This window comes from Micromonospora jinlongensis, from assembly GCF_013410645.1.
Taxonomy (GTDB): Bacteria; Actinomycetota; Actinomycetes; order Mycobacteriales; family Micromonosporaceae; genus Micromonospora; species Micromonospora zamorensis.
Genome location: NZ_JACCHK010000001.1, coordinates 2,149,793 through 2,172,150, shown reverse-complemented (window position 1 = coordinate 2,172,150; position 22,358 = coordinate 2,149,793). Strand labels below are relative to the sequence as shown.

At 71.1% G+C, this 22,358-nt stretch carries 18 protein-coding genes and 2 pseudogenes; 8 read left to right on the top strand and 12 right to left on the bottom strand.

Annotation, left to right across the window (positions count from 1 at the left end; translation table 11 throughout):
- Positions 1-110: 110 nt before the first annotated feature.
- The 6 genes and pseudogenes from HNR22_RS09180 to HNR22_RS09155 form a co-directional block, all read right to left on the bottom strand.
- Positions 111-1,018, bottom strand: a pseudogene (locus HNR22_RS09180) (amidohydrolase family protein).
- Complete coding sequence (locus HNR22_RS09175) at positions 1,015-1,824, bottom strand: metal-dependent hydrolase (RefSeq protein WP_179780001.1); 810 nt, start codon at positions 1,822-1,824, stop codon at positions 1,015-1,017. The pseudogene HNR22_RS09180 and the gene HNR22_RS09175 overlap by 4 nt, the downstream one beginning before the upstream one ends.
- A 103-nt stretch (positions 1,825-1,927) precedes the next feature.
- Positions 1,928-3,565, bottom strand: coding sequence for a serine/threonine-protein kinase (locus HNR22_RS30970; protein ID WP_343059753.1), 1,638 nt, complete (start codon positions 3,563-3,565; stop codon positions 1,928-1,930).
- Positions 3,566-3,684: 119 nt separating this feature from the next.
- Positions 3,685-5,298, bottom strand: coding sequence for a serine/threonine-protein kinase (locus tag HNR22_RS09165; protein ID WP_343059752.1), 1,614 nt, complete (start codon positions 5,296-5,298; stop codon positions 3,685-3,687).
- A gap of 83 nt (positions 5,299-5,381) precedes the next feature.
- Positions 5,382-6,716, bottom strand: coding sequence for a glycosyltransferase family 4 protein (locus tag HNR22_RS09160; RefSeq protein ID WP_179780000.1), 1,335 nt, complete (start codon positions 6,714-6,716; stop codon positions 5,382-5,384).
- Between the two features lie 137 nt (positions 6,717-6,853).
- A complete protein-coding gene (locus HNR22_RS09155) occupies positions 6,854-8,797 on the bottom strand; it encodes an amylo-alpha-1,6-glucosidase (protein ID WP_179779999.1) in 1,944 nt (647 codons plus the stop codon).
- A gap of 42 nt (positions 8,798-8,839) precedes the next feature.
- On the opposite strand from HNR22_RS09155, the gene HNR22_RS09150 reads away from it, so the two are divergent.
- Together HNR22_RS09150 and HNR22_RS09145 are read left to right on the top strand one after the other, a co-directional pair.
- Positions 8,840-11,548: an MGH1-like glycoside hydrolase domain-containing protein gene (locus HNR22_RS09150; RefSeq protein ID WP_179779998.1), complete on the top strand. Its 2,709-nt coding sequence runs from the start codon at positions 8,840-8,842 to the stop codon at positions 11,546-11,548.
- Positions 11,549-11,876: 328 nt separating this feature from the next.
- Complete coding sequence (locus tag HNR22_RS09145; protein WP_179779997.1) at positions 11,877-12,323, top strand: hypothetical protein; 447 nt, start codon at positions 11,877-11,879, stop codon at positions 12,321-12,323.
- Between the two features lie 21 nt (positions 12,324-12,344).
- On the opposite strand, the gene HNR22_RS09140 is transcribed toward HNR22_RS09145, so the two are convergent.
- The 3 genes from HNR22_RS09140 to HNR22_RS09130 are packed head-to-tail and all read right to left on the bottom strand — an operon-like array spanning position 12,345 to position 13,812.
- Positions 12,345-12,737 carry a hypothetical protein gene (locus HNR22_RS09140; RefSeq protein WP_179779996.1) on the bottom strand — a complete coding sequence of 131 codons (393 nt, stop codon included), beginning with the start codon at positions 12,735-12,737 and terminating at the stop codon, positions 12,345-12,347.
- Positions 12,738-12,775: 38 nt separating this feature from the next.
- Positions 12,776-13,393 carry a DUF4291 family protein gene (locus HNR22_RS09135; RefSeq protein WP_179779995.1) on the bottom strand — a complete coding sequence of 206 codons (618 nt, stop codon included), beginning with the start codon at positions 13,391-13,393 and terminating at the stop codon, positions 12,776-12,778.
- A gap of 41 nt (positions 13,394-13,434) precedes the next feature.
- Positions 13,435-13,812: a DoxX family protein gene (locus HNR22_RS09130; protein WP_179779994.1), complete on the bottom strand. Its 378-nt coding sequence runs from the start codon at positions 13,810-13,812 to the stop codon at positions 13,435-13,437.
- A gap of 179 nt (positions 13,813-13,991) precedes the next feature.
- Here HNR22_RS09130 and HNR22_RS09125 point away from each other — a divergent pair.
- The 4 genes and pseudogenes from HNR22_RS09125 (at position 13,992) to HNR22_RS09110 (ending at position 17,623) form a co-directional block, all read left to right on the top strand.
- Positions 13,992-14,875: pseudogene (locus tag HNR22_RS09125) on the top strand (RNA polymerase sigma-70 factor).
- Positions 14,876-15,050: 175 nt separating this feature from the next.
- Positions 15,051-15,674, top strand: a complete 624-nt coding sequence (locus HNR22_RS31640) for a TetR/AcrR family transcriptional regulator (protein ID WP_343059751.1) — start codon at positions 15,051-15,053, stop codon at positions 15,672-15,674.
- A gap of 43 nt (positions 15,675-15,717) precedes the next feature.
- A complete protein-coding gene (locus HNR22_RS09115) occupies positions 15,718-16,428 on the top strand; it encodes an HAD family hydrolase (RefSeq protein ID WP_088949128.1) in 711 nt (236 codons plus the stop codon).
- A gap of 409 nt (positions 16,429-16,837) precedes the next feature.
- On the top strand, positions 16,838-17,623 hold the full coding sequence (locus tag HNR22_RS09110) for a L,D-transpeptidase family protein (protein ID WP_179779992.1): 786 nt from the start codon (positions 16,838-16,840) through the stop codon (positions 17,621-17,623).
- A 134-nt stretch (positions 17,624-17,757) separates the two neighbouring features.
- Here the strand turns inward: HNR22_RS09110 and HNR22_RS09105 are convergent, their stop codons facing one another.
- The 3 genes from HNR22_RS09105 to HNR22_RS31830 form a co-directional block, all read right to left on the bottom strand.
- Positions 17,758-18,036 (bottom strand): hypothetical protein, encoded by a 279-nt coding sequence (locus tag HNR22_RS09105; RefSeq protein ID WP_179779991.1) that lies wholly within the window; start codon positions 18,034-18,036, stop codon positions 17,758-17,760.
- A 47-nt stretch (positions 18,037-18,083) separates the two neighbouring features.
- On the bottom strand, positions 18,084-18,515 hold the full coding sequence (locus HNR22_RS09100; RefSeq protein ID WP_099855598.1) for a RusA family crossover junction endodeoxyribonuclease: 432 nt from the start codon (positions 18,513-18,515) through the stop codon (positions 18,084-18,086).
- A 186-nt stretch (positions 18,516-18,701) separates the two neighbouring features.
- The gene (locus tag HNR22_RS31830) at positions 18,702-19,406 is read right to left on the bottom strand and encodes a VOC family protein (protein WP_179779990.1); all 705 of its coding nucleotides are present in this window, start codon (positions 19,404-19,406) and stop codon (positions 18,702-18,704) included.
- Between the two features lie 672 nt (positions 19,407-20,078).
- On the opposite strand from HNR22_RS31830, the gene HNR22_RS09090 reads away from it, so the two are divergent.
- Together HNR22_RS09090 and HNR22_RS09085 are read left to right on the top strand one after the other, a co-directional pair.
- Complete coding sequence (locus HNR22_RS09090; protein WP_179779989.1) at positions 20,079-21,365, top strand: extracellular solute-binding protein; 1,287 nt, start codon at positions 20,079-20,081, stop codon at positions 21,363-21,365.
- The gene (locus tag HNR22_RS09085; RefSeq protein ID WP_343059749.1) at positions 21,362-22,357 is read left to right on the top strand and encodes a carbohydrate ABC transporter permease; all 996 of its coding nucleotides are present in this window, start codon (positions 21,362-21,364) and stop codon (positions 22,355-22,357) included. Before HNR22_RS09090 ends, HNR22_RS09085 begins: the two co-directional genes overlap by 4 nt.
- Position 22,358 lies beyond the last annotated feature (1 nt).

Genomic DNA, 22,358 nt, shown 5'->3' with positions numbered 1-22,358 from the left:
TGCTCGGATCTTGGTGCGGGGTGCGGGGTGCGGGGTGCGGGGTGCGGGGTGCGGGGTGCGGGGGTGCGGGGGTGCGGGGCGTCGAGGGCGAGAGCCGGGGCGTCGCCGGGTCAGGTCAGGTCGAACATCGCGGCGGCGTTGTTCCAGCAGACCGCGCGCAGCCAGTCGTCGCCCAGGTCGAGCCGGGCCAGCCCGGTGAGCTGGTCGGCGTACGGGTAGGGGATGTTGGGGAAGTCGCTGCCGAGCAGCACCTTGCCGGACAGTCCCAACTCGCGCAGCCGGGGCAGCTCGTCGTCGGGGAAGGGGACGAACTGGTCGAAGAAGGGCGTGAAGGCCATCGTGGTGTCCAGCCGGACCCGCTCGTACGCCTGCGCCAGATCCAGGAACGCCCGATAGTCCGGGGCGCCCAGGTGTGCCACCACGGCGGTCAGCCGAGGATGGCGGGCCAGCAGCTCGCCGAACTGCTCGGGGCCGGTGTGCGCGGTGCCCACGGGTGCGTGCCCGGCGTGGACCACCACCGGCACACCCGCGTCGGACAGCATCCCCCACACCTGGTCCAGCGCCGGATCCGTCGGCGAGAAGCCGCCGACCTGGACGTGCACCTTGAACACCCGGGCCCCGTCGGCCAGCGCCGCCTCGACGTACCGGGCGCGTCCGGTTCGGGGAAGAAGGTGGCCGAGGGCAGGCAGCCCGGGGTGACCCGGGCGAAGTCCAGCGACCACCGGTTGAGGTCCGCGGCCATGCCCGGCCGGTGGGCGTACGCCAGGGCGCTGAACGCCCGCACCCCCAGACGGTGCAGGTACGCGACCCGCTCGGCGTCGCTCCACCGGTACCGGATCGGCCACTCGGTGCCGACCAGCGGCCCGGCCGCGTCGAAGTACGCCCAGACCCGGCGCAGCAGGCGCGGCGGTAGGAAGTGCACGTGCACGTCGGCCAGCCCGGGCAGCCCCAGTCCGCGCCAGAACTCCGGCACCCGCGCGTCGGCGGCTGGCGGCGGCTCCGGTGCCGGATCGGTCATATCTCGATGTCGAACCGGCTCAGCACCGAGGGCGCGATCAGGCCGACGGTGGCGAGCGCCGAGACGACGGTCAGGGCGATGCGCATGCCGACCACCTCGGCCTTGCTGCCGACCCGCAGGGCGATGCTGTTCGGCAGACCGATCATCATCCACATCCGCCGTTTGATCGGGATCGGCCAGAGGATCGGCACGCCGGCTCGGGTGATCATGTCGCCGAGGATGTGCACGAAGCAGCCCACCCCCAGGGCCGTGCCGATCAGCGGATAGCCGCGACCGCCCGGCAGATTGGCGAAGGTGAACCAGGCCGCCCCGGCCGACGCGAGGGTGATGATCACCCAGCCGGCGCGTTCCGCCCACTCGTCGAACAGCCCGCGCAGCGCCAGGCCGAACATGAAGAACAGGATGGTGATGACCGCCCACTTGCCGTACGCGGCGCAGAGGGCGGTGGTGCCCCAGCCGACCAGCACGGTGAACGGCAGGGTGTGGGTCAGGGTCCGGTGCCCGTTGTTGCGACGCGGGTCCTTGCTGAGCTTCGTGGCGTAGTAGACCCCGAGCGAGATCTTCTCCATCACCTCGGCGGCGAAGAGCGAGAAGACCCCGAAGGTACGGGCCACGGTGGCCCCACCCTGGTTCCTGGTCACCTTGCCCGACATGTCGAGGTCGGGAAAGAGCGCGCCGCCGGCGCACACCGCGGTGCCCACCGCCAACGCGAGCGGCGACTGGTGGTAGTCGGCGAAATGGTCCAGTGCCCAGGACCCCGCCAACCACACCGCCGCGCCGGACAGCGCGTGCTGTGGTCCCATCATTTCGGCTCACCCTCCCCAGGGATCTTGAGCGCCCAAAACTACGCCACTGTAGTCAGCCTCGGCGTCGCAGGGGCATCACCCGGAAGGTCCACATAGGACGGGGTCAGAGAGTGGGGGTGAAGCTCTGCCGGATCATCGGCAAGTATGCCGCGTTGACCTGCCAGTCGAACTCTTTTGTCAACCACGAGACGGTGTAGGAACGCTCGGCCGAGGTGTTGGCCAGCAACCGGAAACTGTGCACCTGTTCGCCGGCGGCGTTCTCCCAGCCGCACTCCCAGACGGCGCCACCCTCGAAGATGTCCATCGCGGAGATGTCCACCTTGCGATAGCCCGGGAGCAGCCCGTCACCGGTGGTGAGTCGTGCCTCCTCGGCCTTCCAGTACGCCACCGGGTCGGCCCGCACCGGCCCGGACTCGACGCTGAGCACCCGGGCCCCGCCCGTCTCCCGGAAGCAGGTCACCGACCCCTCGGTCCAGCGCGCCCAGCCCACCGGCGCGGCGATCCGGAAGCCGGTCGGGTCGTCGTGCCAGGTCCAGCCGTCGCGTAGCCGGTACCGTGCCTCGGTCGGCGGCGCGACCGACGCCACCGGAGTGGACGTCGGCGGCGGTGGCGGTGGGCTCGCGCAGGCGAACGCGGCCGGCCGGGCGCTCGACGCGCCCCCACCGGAACCGGACGGCGGCGTCCGCCCGTCGTTGCGGTAGACCAGACCCACAGTGACGCCGCCGGCGACGAGGAGAGCGGTGACCACGCCGCCGAGAGCGATCAGGCGTCGTCGGCGTCTACGGGGGCGGCTCGCCGGCCGATCGGCCGACGTCGGCGGATGGTCGGGCGGACCGGCCGTGTCCACCGGGGCGGGCGACCTGGTACGGCCCGCGCTCCGCAGCGCCGCCACCGCCGAGGACATCGGCGGCGCGGCCGGCTGGTCGGGCTCCGCCGCCGCCTGCCGCAGCAGGGCCTCCGCCTCCGCGGCGGTCAACCGCCGCCAGGGATCGCGTTGCAACAGACCGATGAGCACGGGACGCAACGGCCCGGCCCGCCGCATCGGGTCCGGCGGCTCGGTGGCCAGCGCGCTGAGCGTCGCCATCGCGCTCGACCGGGCGTACGGGGACTGGCCCTCGACCGTCGCGTAGAGCGTCGCGCCCAGCGACCACAGGTCGGTGCGTGGATCCGACACGCCTTCGCGGGCCCGCTCGGGGGCGACGAACTGCGGTGAGCCGAGCACGGTGCCCGGCCCGGTCATCGCACCCTCACCACCGTCGAAGGTGGCCAGCCCGAAGTCGGTGAGCACCACCCGGCCGTCGTCGGCCACCAGCACGTTGTGCGGCTTCACGTCGCGGTGCAGCACCCCGGCGGTGTGCGCGGCCCGCAACGCGGCCAGCACCGCCAGCCCGATCCGGGCGGTGCGCTGCGGGCTCAGTGGCCCCTCGGCGCTGATGATCTGCTGCACCGACCGGGACTGCACGTACTCCATCACGATCCAGGGGCTCTCCCGGTCGTGCACCACGTCGTAGATGCGGACCACGTTGGGGTGGTTGAGCCGCGCGGCGGTGCGCGCCTCGCGCAGCGTCCGTAGTCGCAGCTCCGCGCGCTCGGCCTCGGCCAGCCAGGACGGTGGCACGACCTCCTTCACCGCCACGTCGCGATGCAGCATCTCATCGCGAGCAAGCCACACCCGGCCCATTCCGCCGGTGCCGACCAGGTCGAGCAGCCGGTACCGACCCGCGATCAGCAACTGCTGCACGGTCGCTCCCCCTCGGTCACCCCGGGTTACACGATAGCTACCGTGCCCGCTCTTTTCATCCGCTGAGCGGCCTCGATCCACGCCGGACGGTAGTCCGGATCATGACCATACGGTGCAGGTCAGGGGGGTGGTCGGAAACTGTTTCGCACTGCCGTCCAGTCTGCGCCGGCCGTGGTCCAGTCCCTGTCGTCGGTGATCCAGGCCAGCGTCCAGCGACCCGCGCCGACGACCTGTTGCCGGGCGTGCAGCCATGCGCCGTACGGGGCCTGCCAGCGGCACTCCCACTCCGCCCCACCGTCGGCCGCGGCGAGCCGGATCTCGTCGTACCCCGGCAGGGCACCGGCCTGGGCCGCCGCGTCGCGGACCGTGCGGAGTCGGACCAGCGGGTCGGTGTCGTCGCCGCTGGCGACGCTGAAGGCCCGGCCGGTCCTCGGGTCCTGGAAGCAGGCCACCGCGCCCTCGCGGGAGTAGTACCAGGTAGCCGGCACCGCAACCCGGAACCCGATGGTGTCGGCGTGCCAGACCCAGCCGGATGGCGGGCGGAACCGTTCGCCCGCCACGGGGGCGCCGGCCAGCACCGGCGCACCGGCCGCCTCCGGGCGGACACACGGGAAGGGTGGCGGAGGAAAGTTCCGGCCTCCCGGCGGTGGGCCGGCGCGGTCGGGGACGTAACCGGGGCCCGGCCCGCCACCACCGTCCGGTGGCCGTGCGGTGGGCCGGCCGGCAGTGTCCCTGGGCCCGTCACCGGTGACAGCCATCGCGGTGCCCACGCCGGCGGCGGCGGCCACCACCAGCGCCACGGCGATCAACGCCGCCCGGCGGACGGTGCGCCGCCGAGCCGGTGGGGTGGAGGCCGGTGGCGTGTCAGCCGGCGCGTTCAGGGCCCGGTCGCCGGAGCCTGTCGACCCTTCTGCGGTCGGTTCGGTGCGCCCGGTCGCCGCGGCGGTGAGCAGCCGACGGGCCGCGTCGTGGTCGAGGCGGTCGCGCGGGTCGCGACGCAGCAACCCGGCGAGGACCGGCGCGAGCTGCCCGGCGTGTGGAGCCGGGTCCGGCGGTCCGGCGGCCAGCGCGCTCAGGGTGGCCATGGCCGTGCTGCGGGCGTACGGGGAGCGGCCCTCCACCGCGGCGTGCAGGGTCGCACCGAGCGACCACAGGTCCGCGGCCACCGTGGACACTCCCTCGGCGGCACGCTCCGGGGCCACGTACTGCGGGGAGCCGAGGACCAGGCCGGGGCGGGTCATCGCACTGTCGCCGCCGTCGAAGGTGGCCAGCCCGAAGTCGGTGAGCATCACCCGACCGTCGTGCGCCACGAGCACGTTCTGCGGTTTGATGTCGCGGTGCAGCACCCCGGCGGTGTGCGCGGCGTGCAGCGCGTCGAGCACGGCCAGGCCGATCCGGGCCGCGTGGGCCGGCTCCAGCGGCCCCTCGGCGTCCACCACGTCCGCAAGGGTGCGGGACGGGACGTACTCCATCACGATCCATGGGCTGCCGCCGACCGCGACGACGTCGTAGAGCCGGACCACGGCGGGGTGGTTGAGTCGAGCCGCGGCGCGCGCCTCCCGCAGGGTGCGCGAGCGCAACTCGTCCCGTTCGCGATCGGCCAGCCAACTGGGCGGCACGATCTCCTTGACCGCGACCTCGCGATGCAGCATCTCGTCGCGGGCACGCCACACCCGGCCCATGCCCCCGCGACCCACCAGGTCGAGCAGCCGGTACCGATCCGCGATCAGCACCTGCGCACGCACCTCCTCAGCCGCTGTCCGGGCTACACCCTAACCAGCGGATCGGAAGTCACCAATCAGTCGTCCGACTCGGCTCAGCAGGCGGCGTGGCCGTCGCGCGCCAGAAGGTTGCCCTCGGGGATGGCGATCCGGGTGCGTCCACCGGCCAGTTGGGCTGCCGCCCGGCGTGCCTGCAACGGGCCGTGTTCCCTGCGTGCGGCTGTGTAGCTGGCAGCCGTACGGGCCGCGATGGTGGCCCACCCGTAGCGCTCGCCGACCATGGTGCGGGCCCGGCGGGCCACCCGCCGGGCGAAGACCTCGTCGCCGAGTAGTTGACCGACCGCTCCGGCGAGCGCGTCCGGGTCGCTGTGCGGGAACGTCACCCCGGTGACACCGGGCTCGACGATCTCGGCGAGACCGCCGGTGCGGGCCACGGCGAGGGGCGCCCCGGCGGCTGCTGCCTCCAGCGCCACCATGCCGAACGGCTCGTAGAGGCTGGGCACCACTGTCGCGTCGGTGGCACCGAGCATCGCCGGCAACTGGGTGGAGTCGAGGAAACCGGTGAACCGTACGGTCGAGTTGAGCGCCAGCCGCCGGGCCTCCGCCTCCAACTCGGCGCGGTACGGGCCGTCGCCGGCGATCACCACCCGCAGGCCCGGGTGCCGCTCGCGGAGCCGGGGCACCGCGTGCACCAGGTGTTGGACGCCCTTCTCGTAGACCAGCCGCCCGGCGTACCCGACCAGCGGGCCGTCCCCGGCGAACCGTGCGCGGGCCGACGCGACCGCCCTCGGCCGGGCCCGCCAGGCCCGGTCGTCGACCCCGTTGGGCACCACGTCGACCTGCGCGGTCGGTACGTCGAACAGCGCGGTGACCTGGTCGCGCATGTACCCCGAGCAGGTGATCACCCGGATGGAGGAGCCGCTGAGCCAGTGCTCGACGCCGTGGATGGTGCGGTTCATCTCCTCCGGGAGCCAGCCCTGGTGTCGGCCGGCCTCGGTGGCGTGGATGGTGGTGACCAGTGGCAGGTCCAGGTGCTCGGCCAGGGTGATGGCGGTGTGGGCGACGAGCCAGTCGTGGGCGTGGATGACGTCGTACGAGCCGGCTTCGGTGGCGCGCAGGGCGGTGCGGGTCAGGGTGTGGTTGAAGGCCATCGTCCAGGCCAGCAGCGAGCCGGTGGCGAGGGGGAAGGCGACCGGGTCCTCGGGGGCGCGCAGGATGCGCACGCCGTCGGCGTACTCCTCCAGGGGCGCGCCGTCGGCATGACGGGTGACGACGGTGACCTCGTGGCCGGCGGCGGCGAGGGCGACGGAGAGCGCGTGCACGTGTCGGCCGAGGCCGCCGACGAGCACCGGCGGGTACTCCCAGGACAGCATCAGCACCCGCAGTTGCCGGGCGGCGTGGATGTCGATCACGTGGGCGTCGGGTGACATGCGGCCCCCTTTGAGTTGTCCCCGGGCGCGCGCCGACCGACACCGGAGTCGATGTCGCCGTCGCGTCTGGATCGGGGCCAATCCTGCCGGGATCGAGATAACCAGCGGAGACACCACCGTTGCGGTCGTGTAAAGCGCTACTGGCCCTTTCGGCGTACCCGCAGCAGCTCGGCCACCGACCACGCCTGGAATGGGCAGCCGGTCGCGGCGTGCGGCGCGAGGCCGTCGGCCGTCTCGCTTACCGAGCCTAGCCCATATTCGGTCAGATGAGCCTCAATGCCGATGAATACGTCATCGACCGACATCTTGCTCCGGCGGCACGCGTCCACGTACGGCCCGAGCAGCCACGGCCAGACCGTGCCCTGGTGGTAGCCACCGTCGCGCTCGGCGGGACCACCCCGGTGCCGGCCCACGAACTCCGCCGAATCCGGGGCCAGGCTGCGCGGCCCGAGCGGCGTGAGCAGACCGTTTCCGACGCGGCGCAGCGTCGCCTCGTCCGGCTCCATCGGGGCGTACGGCAACGACCAGGCCAGCAGTTGGTTGGGGCGCAGCGCGTCGTCGTCGTGCAGGGCGGCCCCACCGAGCGGGTACGCCGGCGCGGGCGCGTCCAGCACGTCGTGCAGCCAGCCGGTCGGCGACGGAAAACGCTCCCGGAACGAGGCGGTCGCCTGCCCGTGCCGTCGCCACAGCTCGTCGGCGTCCTGCCCGGCCAACTCGGTCAGCTCCGCGAGCCCGGCCAGCCCGTTGATCCACAACGCGTTGACCTCGACCGGCTTGCCGGTACGCGGAGTGACCGGCACCCCGTAGACCCGGGCGTCCATCCAGGTGAGCGCGGTGCCGGGGGCACCCTGGGCGAGCAGCCCGTCGGCCGGGTCGACGGAGATCCCGTACCGGGTGCCCGCCACGTGGGCGTCGATCACGGCACGCAGCGCGGGCAGCAACTCGTCACCGAGGTCGGTGTCACCGGTGACGGTGACGTGCTGGCTCACCGCGTGCAGGAACCACAGCGTGCCGTCGACGGTGTTGTACTCCACCCGACCGGTGTCGGCCGTGTTGGCGAGCATCCCCTCGGACAGCGTCGCCGCGTACGCCCGCAGCAGCTCCCGGCCCTCGTCGGCGCGAGCCGTGCAGAGGAACAACCCCTCGTACGAGATCATCGTGTCCCGGGACCACGCCCCGAACCACGGGTAGCCGGCGACCACGTCGACGGACCTGCCCCCGGGCCGCACCACGAACGCGTCGGCGGCCAGCGTGAGGGTGGCGTCCACGTCGTCGGCCGGCTTCGCCGCCGCCACCACCTGCCGGTTGCGCCGTCGGGCCGCCTCCACGATCTCGGCGGCCGGCGGCGGCTCCTCGTCGAGTCGACCGGCCCAGGCCCGCACCGACACCGTGTCGCCGGGGCGTTCCAGCTCGCCGACGAAGCGTCCCGCGTACCAGAGGTCCTCGTCCGCGTTCAGACCACGGTTGGCCTCCTCGCGGTGGTGCACGCCCAACCACCACTGCCCCTCGGGCGCCCAGCCCGGGCCGGCCAGTCGGTACGCGCCCTCGACCACAGCGCCGTCGGCCACCGCCTCGACCTGCGGGGTCGGGCCGTCGGCCCGCCGTTCGCCGTGCGCGTCCCGCCACGTGCAGGCGGCCGACAACTCCAGCCGAACGGGCCCGCCCGCGACCAGCCGGTGCACCACCGCCACGCAGGAGCGGCCGGGCAGCATGGCCAGCTCCCGTTCGATCACCACCGCGCCGATCCGCCACCGCCACCGGGGCAGCCCGTCGACCAGGTCGAAGCGCTCCAGCAACTCGAAACCGCGCGGGTCCACGACGCCGGAGGACCACTCGTGCGCGCCGAGCCGCACCCGCGCGCCGGACGGCAGCGTGACCGCCGGGTCGAGACTGACCAGTCCCACCTGGCGGGAGGCCGGAGTTTCGCCGGGAACCACCAGCAGACCGTGGTAGCGGCGCGTCCGGAGCCCGCCGACGGTGCCCATCGCATATCCGCCGAGGCCGTCGGGGACCAGCCACTCCCGGCTCGCGGCGCTGGTCAGATCGCCGCAGACCTGGGGGCCGAAGCGCATGTCGATCAACTTTCCTCCACCTGCCACGAGGTGTAACACACCACGACGAGAATGGCCGCTGTGGTCAAGTACCGCGGCGACGTCAAAGATGTGCACGTGATCACTGACCGATCGTCCTCCGACGCCTCGCCACCCGACGCTGAGCGGCTCCGGCTCGCCCAGGCCGACTCGGGGGAGCAGGACTGGCGCGCATGGGGTCCCTATCTGTCCGAACGGGCGTGGGGGACGGTACGGGAGGACTACAGCGAGCACGGTACGGCCTGGGACTACTTCCCGCATGACCACGCGCGGTCCAGAGCCTACCGGTGGAATGAAGACGGGATGGCCGGCGTCTGCGACGAACGACAGACCTTCGCCTTCGCCCTCGCGCTGTGGAACGGCAAGGACCCGATCCTCAAGGAGCGGATGTTCGGCCTCGGCGGCGACGGCGGCAACCACGGCGAGGACGTCAAGGAGTACTGGTGGTACGAGGACTCCACGCCCACCCACTCCTGGATGCGCTGGCGCTACCACTACCCCCAGGCCGCCTTCCCGTACGACGAACTCGTCGCGGTGAACGCGTTGCGCGGCCGCGACGACACCGAGTACGAGCTGGTGGACACGGGGATCTTCGACGACGACCGGTACTGGGCGGTGACCGTCGACTACGCCAAGGCGTCCCCGACCGACCTCTGCATGGTGGTGACCGTCGCCAACCGGGGCGACCGGGCGGCGACCCTGCACGTGCTGCCCACCCTGTGGTTCCGCAACACCTGGGCCTGGGGCCTGCCCGGCGGCGACCGGATCCCGCGACTGACCGGCCAGGGCACCCGGCTCGTCGGCGAGCACCGGGTGCTCGGCCAACTGCTGCTGGAGGGCGACGGCGGGCCGGTGCCGCTGCTCTGTGACAACGACACCAACGCCGAACGGCTCTGGGGCCTGCCCGGCCGCTCGCCGTACCCGAAGGACGGCATCAACGACCACGTCGTCAACGGCGCGGCCACTGTCAACCCCGCGCGGGAGGGCACCAAGGGCGCGCTGCACTACGTGCTCGACGTGCCGGCCGGCGGGCAACGCCAGATCCGGCTGCGGCTGTCCCGCACCGCGTCACCACCGGCCGCCGCGCCGCCGCCCCCGGCCGACCTCAGTGACGGCTTCGAGGCCGTGGTCTGGGCGCGGCGGGCCGAGGCGAACCGGTTCTTCGCCGGGGTGATCCCACCCGCCGCCACCCCCGACGAGGCGCTGGTGGCACGGCAGGCCATCGCCGGGCTGATGTGGGGCAAGCAGTTCTACCACTTCGACGTCAAACGCTGGCTCGAAGGCGACCCGGGCTCCACGCCGCCGCCGGCCGGACGCCGGCACGGGCGTAACAGCGCCTGGTGGCACATGACCAGCTTCGACGTCATCTCCATGCCAGACCCCTGGGAATACCCGTGGTACGCGGCCTGGGACCTCGCCTTCCACTGCGTGAGCATCGCCCGGGTCGACCCGGGCTTCGCCAAGGAACAACTGCTGCTCCTGCTCCGCGAGTGGTACCTGCACCCCAACGGGCAGATCCCGGCGTACGAGTGGGCGTTCGGCGACGTGAACCCGCCGGTGCACGCGTGGGCGGCGCTGAAGGTGTTCGAGATCGACGGCGGCCGGGACTACGACTTCCTGGCCCGGGTGATGCACAAGCTGCTGCTCAACTTCACCTGGTGGGTCAACCGCAAGGACACCGGAGGCAACAACGTCTTCGAGGGCGGCTTCCTCGGTCTGGACAACGTCGGGCCGTTCGACCGCTCGGCGGCGCTGCCGGTGGCCGGTGTGCTGGAGCAGTCCGACGGCACCGGCTGGATGGCCATGTACGCGCTCAACCTGCTGGACATGGCCATCGTCCTCGCCGAACACGACCGGACCTGGGTGGACACCGCCACCAAGTTCTTCGAGCACTTCGCGTACATCGCCGCAGCCGCGTACGAGCAGGGACTGTGGGACGACGAGGACGCCTTCTTCTACGACGTGCTGCGCCTCGCCGACGGCACGAAGGTGCCGCTGAAGGTCCGTTCGGTGGTCGGGCTGCTGCCGTTGGCCGCCACCACCCGGCTCACCGCGAAGACCCTGCACCGCCTGCCGGAGCTGGGTGCGCGGTTACGCTGGTTCCTCACCAACCGCCCGGAGTACGCCCAGGTGATCGGCACCCGCAGGCTCGGCCCCGACGGCCGGCAGCAGCGGCTGCTGTCCATGGTGGGCCCGGAGCAGGTGGTCCGGCTGCTCGCCCGGATGCTGGACCCCGACGAGTTCCTCTCCGACTTCGGCCTGCGTACGCTGTCCCGCGCGCACCTGGACAAGCCATTCTCGGTCAGCCTCGGCGGGCAGGAGTTCTCCGTCGGCTACGAACCGGCCGAGTCAACCAGCGGCCTGTTCGGCGGCAACTCGAACTGGCGTGGGCCGATCTGGATGCCGACGAACTTCCTGCTGATCAGCGCGCTGCGCGACTACGCCGCGTTCTTCGGCGACGACCTCCAGGTGGAGTACCCGACCCGCTCCGGGGTGAAGCGGACTCTGGACGAGATCGCCGACGACCTCTCCGCCCGGCTGATCTCGCTCTTCACCCAGGACGACTGGGGGCGGCGGCCCATCTACGGCGCGTGCCAGCTCTTCCAGACCCACCCCGACTGGCGGGACCTGGTGGCGTTTCCCGAGTATTTCCACGGCGACAACGGTGCCGGTCTGGGCGCCTGGCACCAGACCGGCTGGACAGCACTGGTCGCCGACCTGATCCTCACCCTGCGCCGCTGACCCGCCGTGCCGCGCCCGCCCGCCCGTCCGCAAGATCCGCGCAACTTCTCTGATGTTGCTGTCTCGGGGCCGCCGGAGGCAGCAACATCAGGGAAAGTGCGCCGATCTTGCAGGTACGCCCGAGCCCTGCCACATTTTGGAATGGTCGCGGCGGTGGGGCGGTGGGGCGGTGGGGTGGTGGGGTCGTGGGGCCGGTGATCGACTCGATTTCCTGAAAACCGGGCAATCCATGCCGCCGGATACCGCGGAAGTTGTTGCGGCCCGCTCACGGCGCGAATATGCGCTTCCTTCACTATCGTCATCGGCTGTGGGGGAGTCGGTGAAACCGGTGGGTGAGGTCCACGTCCTCGGGCAGTCCCGGGCCTGGCCCGCCATCGCGATCCCGAGCGCGGCCCTGGTCGTGATGATCGTCGTCGGGGTGCTCTTCGAAGTGGTCAACTGGACCGCGCTGATGTTCGGCGTGGCTTCGATCATCCTCGCCTTCACCCGGTGGCGAAACGCGGTGTTCGCTGACGACCTGGGGCTGCTGGTCCGCGATCGCGGTGGCCTGCGCCGCTCGTACGCCTGGGATGAGATCGAACGCATGGGCTGGGTGGACGCGGGGATGTGGGGGAGCAGCCTGTCGGTCTATCCCCGAGGCGGTCCCTACGACGTGCCGGGGCCCAACGCGTCGATCAACGTCGGGCGCATCTGGCGCCCCAGGCGTCGGCACCTCGCGGACCCGCTGCCCACGTTGCTCGAAACCCACGGCATCAAGACACTGCTCGACCGCTGACCCCCACTCACCCCCGCAGGCTCATCGATAGCCGACGTGGATGATCAGCTTGCCCTCCTTGGCGCGGGCTCCCACGTAGACGAACCCGGGGTCGAACAACGTCGGAGACAGGCTCTGCTCCTCGGTGAGGCCCATCTCGTGTGCCAGGTCCTCCGGGGTCTGCCCCGCCGCGGGCGCCACGGTGATCTGCCGCCAGCATCCACCGGAGGCGCATTCCATGCCTTCGTCGATGACGCTCGCCCCGGACGGCACCTTCGGTATCCGTGAATCCGGCGGTAACGCTCCCTCGGTGCCGAGCACCCGCAACGACAGGAACCCCAGAACCCACAGACACGACAGCAGGCCCACCGTGACGGACACGGCCACGAGGAGGTGCTTCGTACGGCGTCTCCTCGGCGCGGTCCGCGGCGTCATGCCGCCAGGGTAGCGAGACAAGAGCGGACGTCTGAGGCTCAGGTCTCCGCGGCGGCGTCCTGGCTGGCGTCCACCCGGGCGCCGATCCGCCCCGGCAGTGGGTAGACCTTTTCGGCGGGAAGCAGCGCTGCCGCCGCTGGCTCATCGTTGACGACGAGCAGCTCGCGGATGCGGTGGACGGTGGGAGTGATGTCGGTGACCGCGACGATCCAGTCGTCGACATACCGGTCGACAGCCTCGCCGGACAGGCCGACCTGTAGCGAACGGTACGGCAGCGCGCTCAGACGCAGTGTCCGTTCCGGATCCCACTGCACCCGCACCGGGCTGGCCTTCAGATGCCGCGACCAGGTGGCCTTGTCCGCGTGCAGCCTGCGGTCGAAATGACTCAGGCAGGCTCGCTCCAGTGCCCACTCGAAGCCCTCCCGAGTGATGTCCAGGGCCAGCACGCGTTCCTGCCCCGGCTTCGTGGCCCAGCCGCAGCGGTACATCATCCACAGGAAGGACGGCTTGATCCAGGTCATGCGATCCCGCTTGAAAGGCGCCACGAAGCCGCCAGCAGTCACCGCCGGCAGCGCGATCTCCGGGGGATACGCCTGGTAGACGGTGATCGTGTCGGCTGAGAAACGGGCACGGATCTGACGGGCGGGAACGGACACGACCCCGATCATCACAGGTTCTCCCGGGCCAGGTCATTCCGTTAAAAGGGCTCGGGTCCCAGTCGGCCCCAGGCCACGAAGGCGGCCAGGGCGAGGTAGAACAGATTCAGCGCGATGAACTTCGCCTCGTTGTGACGCAGGTGGGTGATCATCGCGCCGATCATCAGCAGCACCCAGCAGACGGCGGTCACCGGCACCAGCACCGGTGCGATGTCCAGCACGGCGGGCAGGATCAGACCGACAGCGGCCAGGATTTCGAGGACTCCGAGGGTCTTGACGAAGCCGACACTCGCGGTCTCCGTCCACCCTCCACCATTGGCCCGGGCCAGCTTCTCCTTAGGTACGAACGTCTTGGTGATGCCGCCGGCCAGGGCGACTGCGGCCAACAGTCCGGCCGCGATCCACAGAGCCAGGTTCATGATCTTCCTTCCGCGTCGGGTCGAACACGAGACACCGCCGGCCCGCTCGCTGTGACGGCTCGACACGTGACGTGGCGCACGGCGCAGCGGTGTCACACCAGGTGGGGGAGCGGTGTCCTGTGGGCGGCGCAGCCGAGATCGACGAGACTGGAGGCGGCATGGAAGCCAGGGGAGAAATGATGAGTGAGGGCGGCCCTGCTGTCGACGCGTTCGTCGCACACCGGAACCTGCTCTTCACAGTCGCCTACGAGATGCTCGGCTCGGCCGCCGACGCTGAGGACGTACTCCAGGAAACCTGGCTGCGGTGGGCGGACGCCGACCTCGCGACGGTGCGGGATCAGCGCGCCTACCTGGTCCGGATCACCACCCGCCAGTCGCTCAACCGGCTGCGGACGGTCGGCAGGCGCAGGGAGTCCTACGTCGGCTCGTGGTTGCCCGAGCCGCTGCTGACCGCGCCCGACGTCGCCGACGACGTCGAACTGGCCGAGAGCGTCTCGATGGCCATGATGCTGGTGCTGGAGACGCTCGCACCGATCGAGCGGGCGGTGTTCGTACTCCGTGAGGTCTTCGACCTGGCCTACGACGAGATCGCCCAAGCGGTCGACAAGAGCCCGGCCGCGGTCCGCCAGATCGCCCACCGGGCGCGGGCGCATGTCGCCGCGCGCCGACCCCGGGGGGTGGTTTCGGCGGCCGACACCCGGCGTGTGCTCACGCGTTCCAGCGGGCGATCGAGACCGGCGACGTGCAGGGCCTGCTCGACGTCCTCGCGCCGGATGTCGTGCTCGTGGGCGACGGCGGCGGTATCAGACAGGCGCTGCTGCGGCCGGTCGCCGGGGCTGACAAGGTGGCCCGCCTGTTGGCCAGCAGGCAGTTCCAGGCCGCTGCCATGTCGCTGCACCCGGCCCAGGTGAATGGTTTCCCGGCGCTGGTGTTCCGGTCTGACGGCGAGATCGACACGGTCGTGGCGCTGCGTATCGACGACGGCCTCGTCAGCGGGCTCTACGCCGTGCGTAATCCGGAGAAGTTGTCGCACATGCAGAGTGAGAACGCCCTGCGTCGGTGAGCCGCGCCCCTCGGTCCGGGTTGCCCTCCCGTCCCGGGGATCTCCTCGCCTAACGAGCAAGGGGTCGGCTGTGGCGCGTGGCGAAAGGGACCGCCCGCAGGGGCTTTCCATCCCCGACAGTCACCAATCCGTCACCGGGCAGCTACGGGAGGTGTGCGCCCTTACGCTCGTGGGCGTGCCCGGACCTGCCGAGAAGGCCACCGAACAGGACCGGCGCGACCTCATCGTCGCGGTCGCGCGAGAGCTGGCCGAGGCGGAGGGCTGGGCGGGGGTGACCACCCGACGGTTGGCCGAGCGGGCCGAGGTCGACGTCGGTGACCTCTACCGGCACTTCGCGGATCTGGAGGCGTTGCTCGCCGCCGTCGCCGTGTGCGCCTTCGCCGACCTGGCCGCCGACCTGGCGGAGGCGCACGCGGAAGCCGTCGAGGGTCCCGAGGGGGCCTGGCCGGCGGTGGCGAGCGCGTACCTCGACTTCGCGTACACGAATCCCGAGGTCTACGACGCGATGCTCGCGCTGACCCCCGACCTGGCCCTCGGCGTCGATGGCGTGCCGGCCGCGCCCCGGGCGGTCTTCGCCGAGCTGCGGGCGGCCCTGACCCCGCTGGCCGAGGGGCGTGACCCGGACGTGCTGGCCGAGATGGGCTGGAGCCTGCTGCACGGCGTGGTGATGCTGACCAGGGGTGGGCGACTGCGCCCCGACGCGCAGGAGGAGCGGGAGACGATGATCGCGGAACGGTTGCTGCGGTGGCCCCGACCGGTGGGCGGAAAGTCGTTGGGTACGACGGACGATATGCCCTAAAGTCCCCGATCGTCGGAGGAGTTGATCACGAGGAGCTGGCGGCATGACGGTGGACGCGACGGCGCGGCGGCAGGCGAAAGTGCTGATCTTCGATGCGGACGACACGTTGTGGGAGAACAACGTCGTCTTCGAGCGGGTGATCGACGACTTCCTGGCCTGGCTGGACCACCCCACCCTGGACCGGGCCGAGTTGCGGGCCGTTCTCGACGACATCGAGCGAGCCAACGCGGTGGCGCACGGCTACGGCAGCAAGGTGTTCCTGCGCAGTCTGGCGGAGTGCCTGGAGCGGCTGCGCGAACGCCCGGCGACCGAGTTCGAGCGTCAGGAGATCGACCGGCTGGCCGTGGCACTCGTCGAACACCGGGTGGAGCTGATGCCCGGCGTGGCCGAGGCGCTCGACGAGCTGGCCGTCCGGCACGAGCTGCTGCTGCTGACCAAGGGGGATCAGGCGGAGCAGCAGCGCAAACTCGACGCCTGTGGCCTGCTGCACCACTTCCGGGCCGCGCACATCGTCGCCGAGAAGAACGTCGAGACCTACCGGTGGCTGGTGCGGGAGCACGGCTTCGACCCGTCCGGTGCCTGGATGATCGGCAACTCCCCGAAGTCGGACATCCTGCCGGCACGGGCTGCCGGGCTGAACGCGGTGTTCATCCCGAACGAGAACACCTGGGTGCTGGAGGACGACGAACTGGACCCGACCGACACCGGCGTCCTGCGGCTGGCGTCGTTCCGCGACCTGCTGCGGCACTTCTGACCCCACCGAAGCCGAACAGCGTTCGAGATCATGATCGCGTTACGCCCACATGCCGGTTTTTCACCCTGGGGTCAGTCACGCACCGGGTCGCCCGGCACGGCTTGTCCGGCCGTCGCGGCCCCGCCTAGCCTGGGCCCGCGCTCACGACCCTTCGAGGTGTGTCGGGGGCGCACCGGCGTTCGGCGGGTGGGCACCGTGGAGCTGAGTGCAGAGCGGCCGGCTATCCCCGTTGCAGCGCATGGCCCCGTGCCACGCCCGAGCGGCGGGGCGCCGTAGCTGTCCGCTCCTCTGCCGGACAGCCGGGGGTCAGGGCCGGGTAGTTGCGGACCCGGTCCTGATCCGGCCCACGAATCGATCATCCCCGGTGAGCGGGGCAGACCGTGAGCCGGCCGACTGTCAGGATGACGGAATGAAGCGTAGATCCCTCCTGCTCGGCACTGCTGTGGGCCTGGCGGCACCGGCCGTGCTCGCCCCGACGGCTCCCGCGCTCGGCGCGACCCGGCCGCCGCCGGCCTGGGGCACGGCGCCGGTTCCGCACTCCACCAGGCCGACCGTGCCGCGCCGTAACCTGGCCGCCCGGCTGACCACCCTGCCGGCGCAGACGAAGCAGGTCATCGTCGTCGGCTCCACCAGCTACACCACCACCTACGCCACCCTGGAGGCGTACGTGAAGGTCAGGGGCCGCTGGCAGCCCGCCTCGGCGTCGTTGCCCGCCCGGATCGGCTCGAAGGGCTTCAGCGACAACCACGTCGAGGGTGTGCCGACCACGCCCACCGGGGTCTACTCCATCGGCCCGACCATGTACGGCATCGCCGCGAACCCGGGCGTCCGCTACCCGTACCACCGTCTGGTCAGTGGCGACTGGTGGAACGAGAACCCGGCGTCCGCGCAGTACAACTCCTTCCAGCACACCTCGACCAACCCCGGCGGGGCCAGTGAGGCGCTGTGGACGGAGGTGCCGGCGTACACCCACTTCGCGGTGATCACCTACAACATGGTGCCGAACGTGGCGAAGCCGGTGCCGAACGCGGGCAGCGGCATCTTCCTGCACCAGTTCAGCACCAGCGCCGGCAACGCCACCGCCGGCTGCGTGTCCCTCTCCCACGACAACCTGGTCGACGTGCTGAGCTGGCTGGACCCGACGCTGTCGCCGCGCATCGTGCTCAGCCCCTACGCCGAGCTCGGCCGCTACTGAGGTCCACCGCCTCCCGACGGGGTCGCCCGCGCCGCGGCGCCGGGCGGCCCTCGTGCCGACAGAACCCCGCTCCGGGGTCGAGAGAGGGTTTCGTGGCCGGTCCGCCGACCATCATCGCGTCGCGACGCACCAGCTCAGGAAACCTCGCCTCCCCGGACGATCGCCACCGCCACCCGGCAGAACTCGTCCATGTCCGGGTTGAACCCGGCCGCGATGTCGGGATGCAACCCGGAGCGGGTCTCCTCCAACAGTCGCTGGCAGACCTGCTCGACCGGCTCACCGGCGTAACCGCCGCGGATCCGGTCGATGGCCGCCTGAAGCGCCGAGGTCAGCTGGTCCTCCAGCGGGCCCCGCAGCTTCTGCTGCACAGGGTCGAGCCCGCGGGGGTCGAGCGTGACATGTGGCTCCGACATCGGTGCTCCCTTCGTCGGCGTCCGCGGTACCCCACCGCGGACGTCGGTCAAACCCCGGTCGGTACGGCGGCGACCCGCACCTGGTACGAAAAGTCCTCCGCCGGCTCCTCGTGGTACGACAATCGGCGGATCTGCCGGTCGTCGGCGTAGAGGGCGACGTCCACCAGGACGCCGAGGTGGGTGAGGCCGATGGACGACACCCGCTTCTTGTCCTGCAAGACGGCGCAGACGCCGCCGAGCAGGGTGCTGGCGTCGGCCGTACGGTGCCCGGGCGGGCAGCGCAGGACCAGGTCCACCTCGATCGGCCCGGGCAACGGCGTCCAGCCGGTGCGCTGGGCCGCGGTGAGTGCGGCCTGGAGCAGGGTGCGGACCCTCGTCGCCTGCCGGTGCCCGGCGGCGAAGATGGACAACGCTTCGGTCTTGACCGGTGGCAGGCCGCTCACCTCGAACGTCAGGGCGAGAGCGCGGGTGTCCTGCACGACGGCACCTCCTCGTTGGGACGATCCTGCCGAACCGGGGCAGCGGCGGTGGGACGTTCCCGCGATTACCAACCGATCGGGCAGGCTGGGGGTCGGCCGGAGGCGTGTCGACGGCGGCGGCGAACGCGCCGGCTGCGGCGCTAGGAAAACGCTAGCTGACGTCGCCCGCGCTCGGTAGTCGGTCGTTCACCCGGTTGAGCGCGGCGCGAAGGCACAGAACTCGTTGCCCTCGGGGTCGGTTAGCACCCACCAGTTGTGGGCCTTGTCGACCGGCTCCCGCAGCAGGGCCGCACCCGCGGCCAGCAGCGCGGTCGGCTCCGGGTCGACCAGGTCGACGTCCCAGTGCAGCCGGTTCTTGACCGTCTTGGGCTCGGGCACCCCGTCGAACACCCAGTAGTCCCAGGGGAACCCGGACGCGCCGACCACCGACGCGTGGGTTCCCTCGTCCTCGACGGTGCCGCCGAGGACCCCCGCCCACCAGGTTGCCTGCGCGGCCGGATCGGTCGAGTCGACGACCAGCTCGAACGGACCCGGCCGGGTGCCGTCGCGGGCCGGGAACGCGCAGAACGGGTTGCCCTCCGGGTCTTCCAGCACCCACCAGGTCGCCTCGCCGCTCGGCTCGCGGACCAGTCGGGCGCCGTCCGCGAGCAGCGCCGCCGGGTCCGCGTCGGCCAACCGCAGATCCAGGTGTACGCGGGTCTTGCCGACCCTCGGCTCGGGCACCCGGTTCACCCAGATGGACTCGGCGTTCGAGCGCGCCGAGCGCGGGTCCACCCGGGTGTCGTCGTCACCGGCATCGGCCACGTCGCCGTCGAGCATCCGGGCCCAGAAGGCGCCCAGGGCGAGCGGGTCGGCGGCGTCCAGACAGAGGTCCTTGAAGCGTGCGATCACCGTCCCAGCATGCCTGGTCCGGGCGGACCTGTCCGCGCAGGAGGCACCTCGACATTGAACGTTGCCGGTTCCGCGGCCGGCCGTGTTCCGAGGTCTGCGGTGTTCCGGGGTCTGCGGTGTTCCGGGGTCTGCGGTGGTCGGGGCCGGCCGGTTCGGGGCCTTGCGGTGTTCGGGGCCGGCGTCTTCCTGGCCGGCCCGTTCCGGGCGGCCGTCTTCCGGGCGGCGGTCCCGGCGCGTGATCGACTCGGGTTCCTGAAAGGCGGGGCTTCCCGGGCGTGGTGTTAGCGCAGTTTTCAGGAAGTCGAGTGGATCACGCCCGGTGGGGCGGCTGGTCGGGTCCGGGGCAGGCAGGCCGGGGGTGGTCGGTTGGTCGCGTTGCGGGTGATCGACTCGGGTTCCTGAAAGGCGGGGCATCCCGGGCACGGTGACAGCCCGACTTTCAGGAAGTCGAGTCGATCACGCACCGGCTTCCGCGCCACGGCGAGGACGCCACGTCGTCGCGCCGACCCCTGCTGTGACAGTCAGGTTTCGCGACTCCGCAGGTGGGGCAGAGTAGCCGCACGGAGCATCCGGGTCGGGGTGTTTCCGCAGCTCCCTGGCCCGGGATCGTCTCGCCGTGCGCCGGGGCACGGATGCCCCTCCCCGGTTTTCGCCGAAGAGAGGGGGAGGGCGATGACGGACCCCGAAACGGCTCGACACCGACGCCGACCGATTGTGCGGCTTGGGGCGGCGGCTGCCACGATGGCGCTGGTCGCACCGCTGGCCGCGTGCGGCGCCGACGACGCTGGTGGCCCACCGACGATCAACCTGTACTACCCGCCGGAGCAGAACCTGCAGAAGGTGGTCGACGACTGCAACGCGCAGGCCCAGGGGCGCTACGAGATCGCCTACCGGGTGCTGCCCCGCCAAGCCGACGACCAGCGGGTGCAGATGGTGCGCCGGTTGGCCGCCGAGGACAGCGGCATGGACCTGCTCGGCCTGGACGTCACCTGGACCCAGGAGTTCGCCAGCGCCGACTGGATCCGTGAGTGGACCGGCCAGGACAAGGCCGAGGTCGAGCAGGGCACCCTCGCCGGGCCGTTGGACACCGCCCGCTACGAGGACAAGCTGTACGCGGCACCGAAGAACACCAACGTGCAGTTGCTCTGGTACCGCAAGGACCTCGTGCCGCAGCCGCCGACCACCTGGGACCAGATGATCAGCGCGGCCCAGCAGCTCAAGGACCAGGGCAAGCCGTACCGGGTGCTCACCATGGGCGCCCAGTATGAGGGTCTGGTCGTCCTCTACAACACCCTGGCCGAGAGCGCCGGCGGAAAGATCCTCAGCGACGACGGTAAGCAGGCCGTGATGGACGACGGCACGGTGCGGGCGTTGGAGCAGTTGAAGAAGTTCGCCACGTCGGGCGTGACCTCGCCGTCGTTCAGCAACGCCACCGAGGACCCGGTCCGGTTGGAGTTCCAGTCCGGCTCGGGCGCGTTCCAGGTGAACTGGCCGTTCGTCTACCCGGCCATGCAGGAGGCCAACCCGGAGCTGGCCAAGCAGGTCGGCTGGGCGCGGATCCCCGGCATCGACGAGGGCACCCCCAGCAAGGTCACCATCGGTGGGGTCAACCTGGCGGTCAGCTCCTACTCCAAGCACCCGGAGATGTCCTTCGAGGCGGCCCGGTGCATCCGCAGCGCCGAGCACCAGAAGTTCTCCGCCATCAACGATGGTGTGCCTCCCACGATCGAAGCGGTGTACGAGGAGCCGGAGATGACCGAGGCGTACCCGATGAAGGACACCATCCTGGAGGAGCTGAAGGACCCGGCCACCCGGCCGTTGACCCCCGCCTACCAGAGCATCTCCACCGTGATGTCGGCGGTCCTGTCGCCGCCGTCGGCGATCAACGCGCAGAAGACCGCCGACGAGCTGCGCGGCGCCATCGCCGATGCCCTCCAGTCGAAGGGGGTGCTGCCGTGAGCATCAACGCCACACCGACCGGCGCCGATGTCGCCGCCGAGGAGACCGAACGGTCCACCGGCCGGCCCGCCACCGTCCCGAAGCAACGCGGCGGCCGTGGCAAGGGACCGTTGAGTGAGAACAAGAAGGCCGAACGCCGGTTGGGTCTGCTCCTCTGCGCACCCGCCGCGCTGGTCATGGTCCTGGTGACCGCGTACCCGATCATCTATTCGGTCTGGTTGTCGTTGCAGCGTTTCGACCTGCGCTTCCCCGACCAGCGCGAGTTCATCGGGCTGGAGAACTACGTCACGGTGCTCACCAACGAGTTCTGGTGGACCGCGTTCGGGGTGACCGCGCTGATCACGGTGGTCACCGTGGCCGTCGAGCTGGTGCTCGGCATGGGCCTGGCGATCATCATGCACCGCACCCTGATCGGGCGCGGCCTGGTCCGGACCTCGGCGCTCATTCCCTACGGGATCGTCACCGTGGTCGCCGCGTTCTCCTGGCGGTACGCCTGGACGCCCGAGACCGGTTACCTGGCCAACCTGTTCAGCGACGGCGCACCGCTCACCGAGCGGGCCAGCTCCTTGGCGATCATCATGCTGGCGGAGATCTGGAAGACCACCCCGTTCATGGCGCTGCTGCTGATGGCGGGGCTGGCGCTGGTGCCGGAGGACCTGCTCAAGGCCGCCTCGACTGACGGCGCGACCGCCTGGCAGAAGTTCACCAAGGTCATGTTGCCGGTGATGAAGCCGGCGATCCTGGTCGCTCTGCTGTTCCGCACTTTGGACGCGTTCCGGGTCTTCGACAACATCTTCGTGCTGACCGCCGGCGGCAACGAGACGTCCTCGGTGTCGATGCTCGCCTACAACAACCTGATCCGGGGTCTCAACCTCGGCATCGGCTCGACGATGTCGGTGCTGATCTTCATCACCGTGGCGATCATCGCCTTCGTCTTCGTGAAGCTGTTCGGCACCGCTGCCCCCGGCAGCGACGACGGGGAGAGGCGCTGAC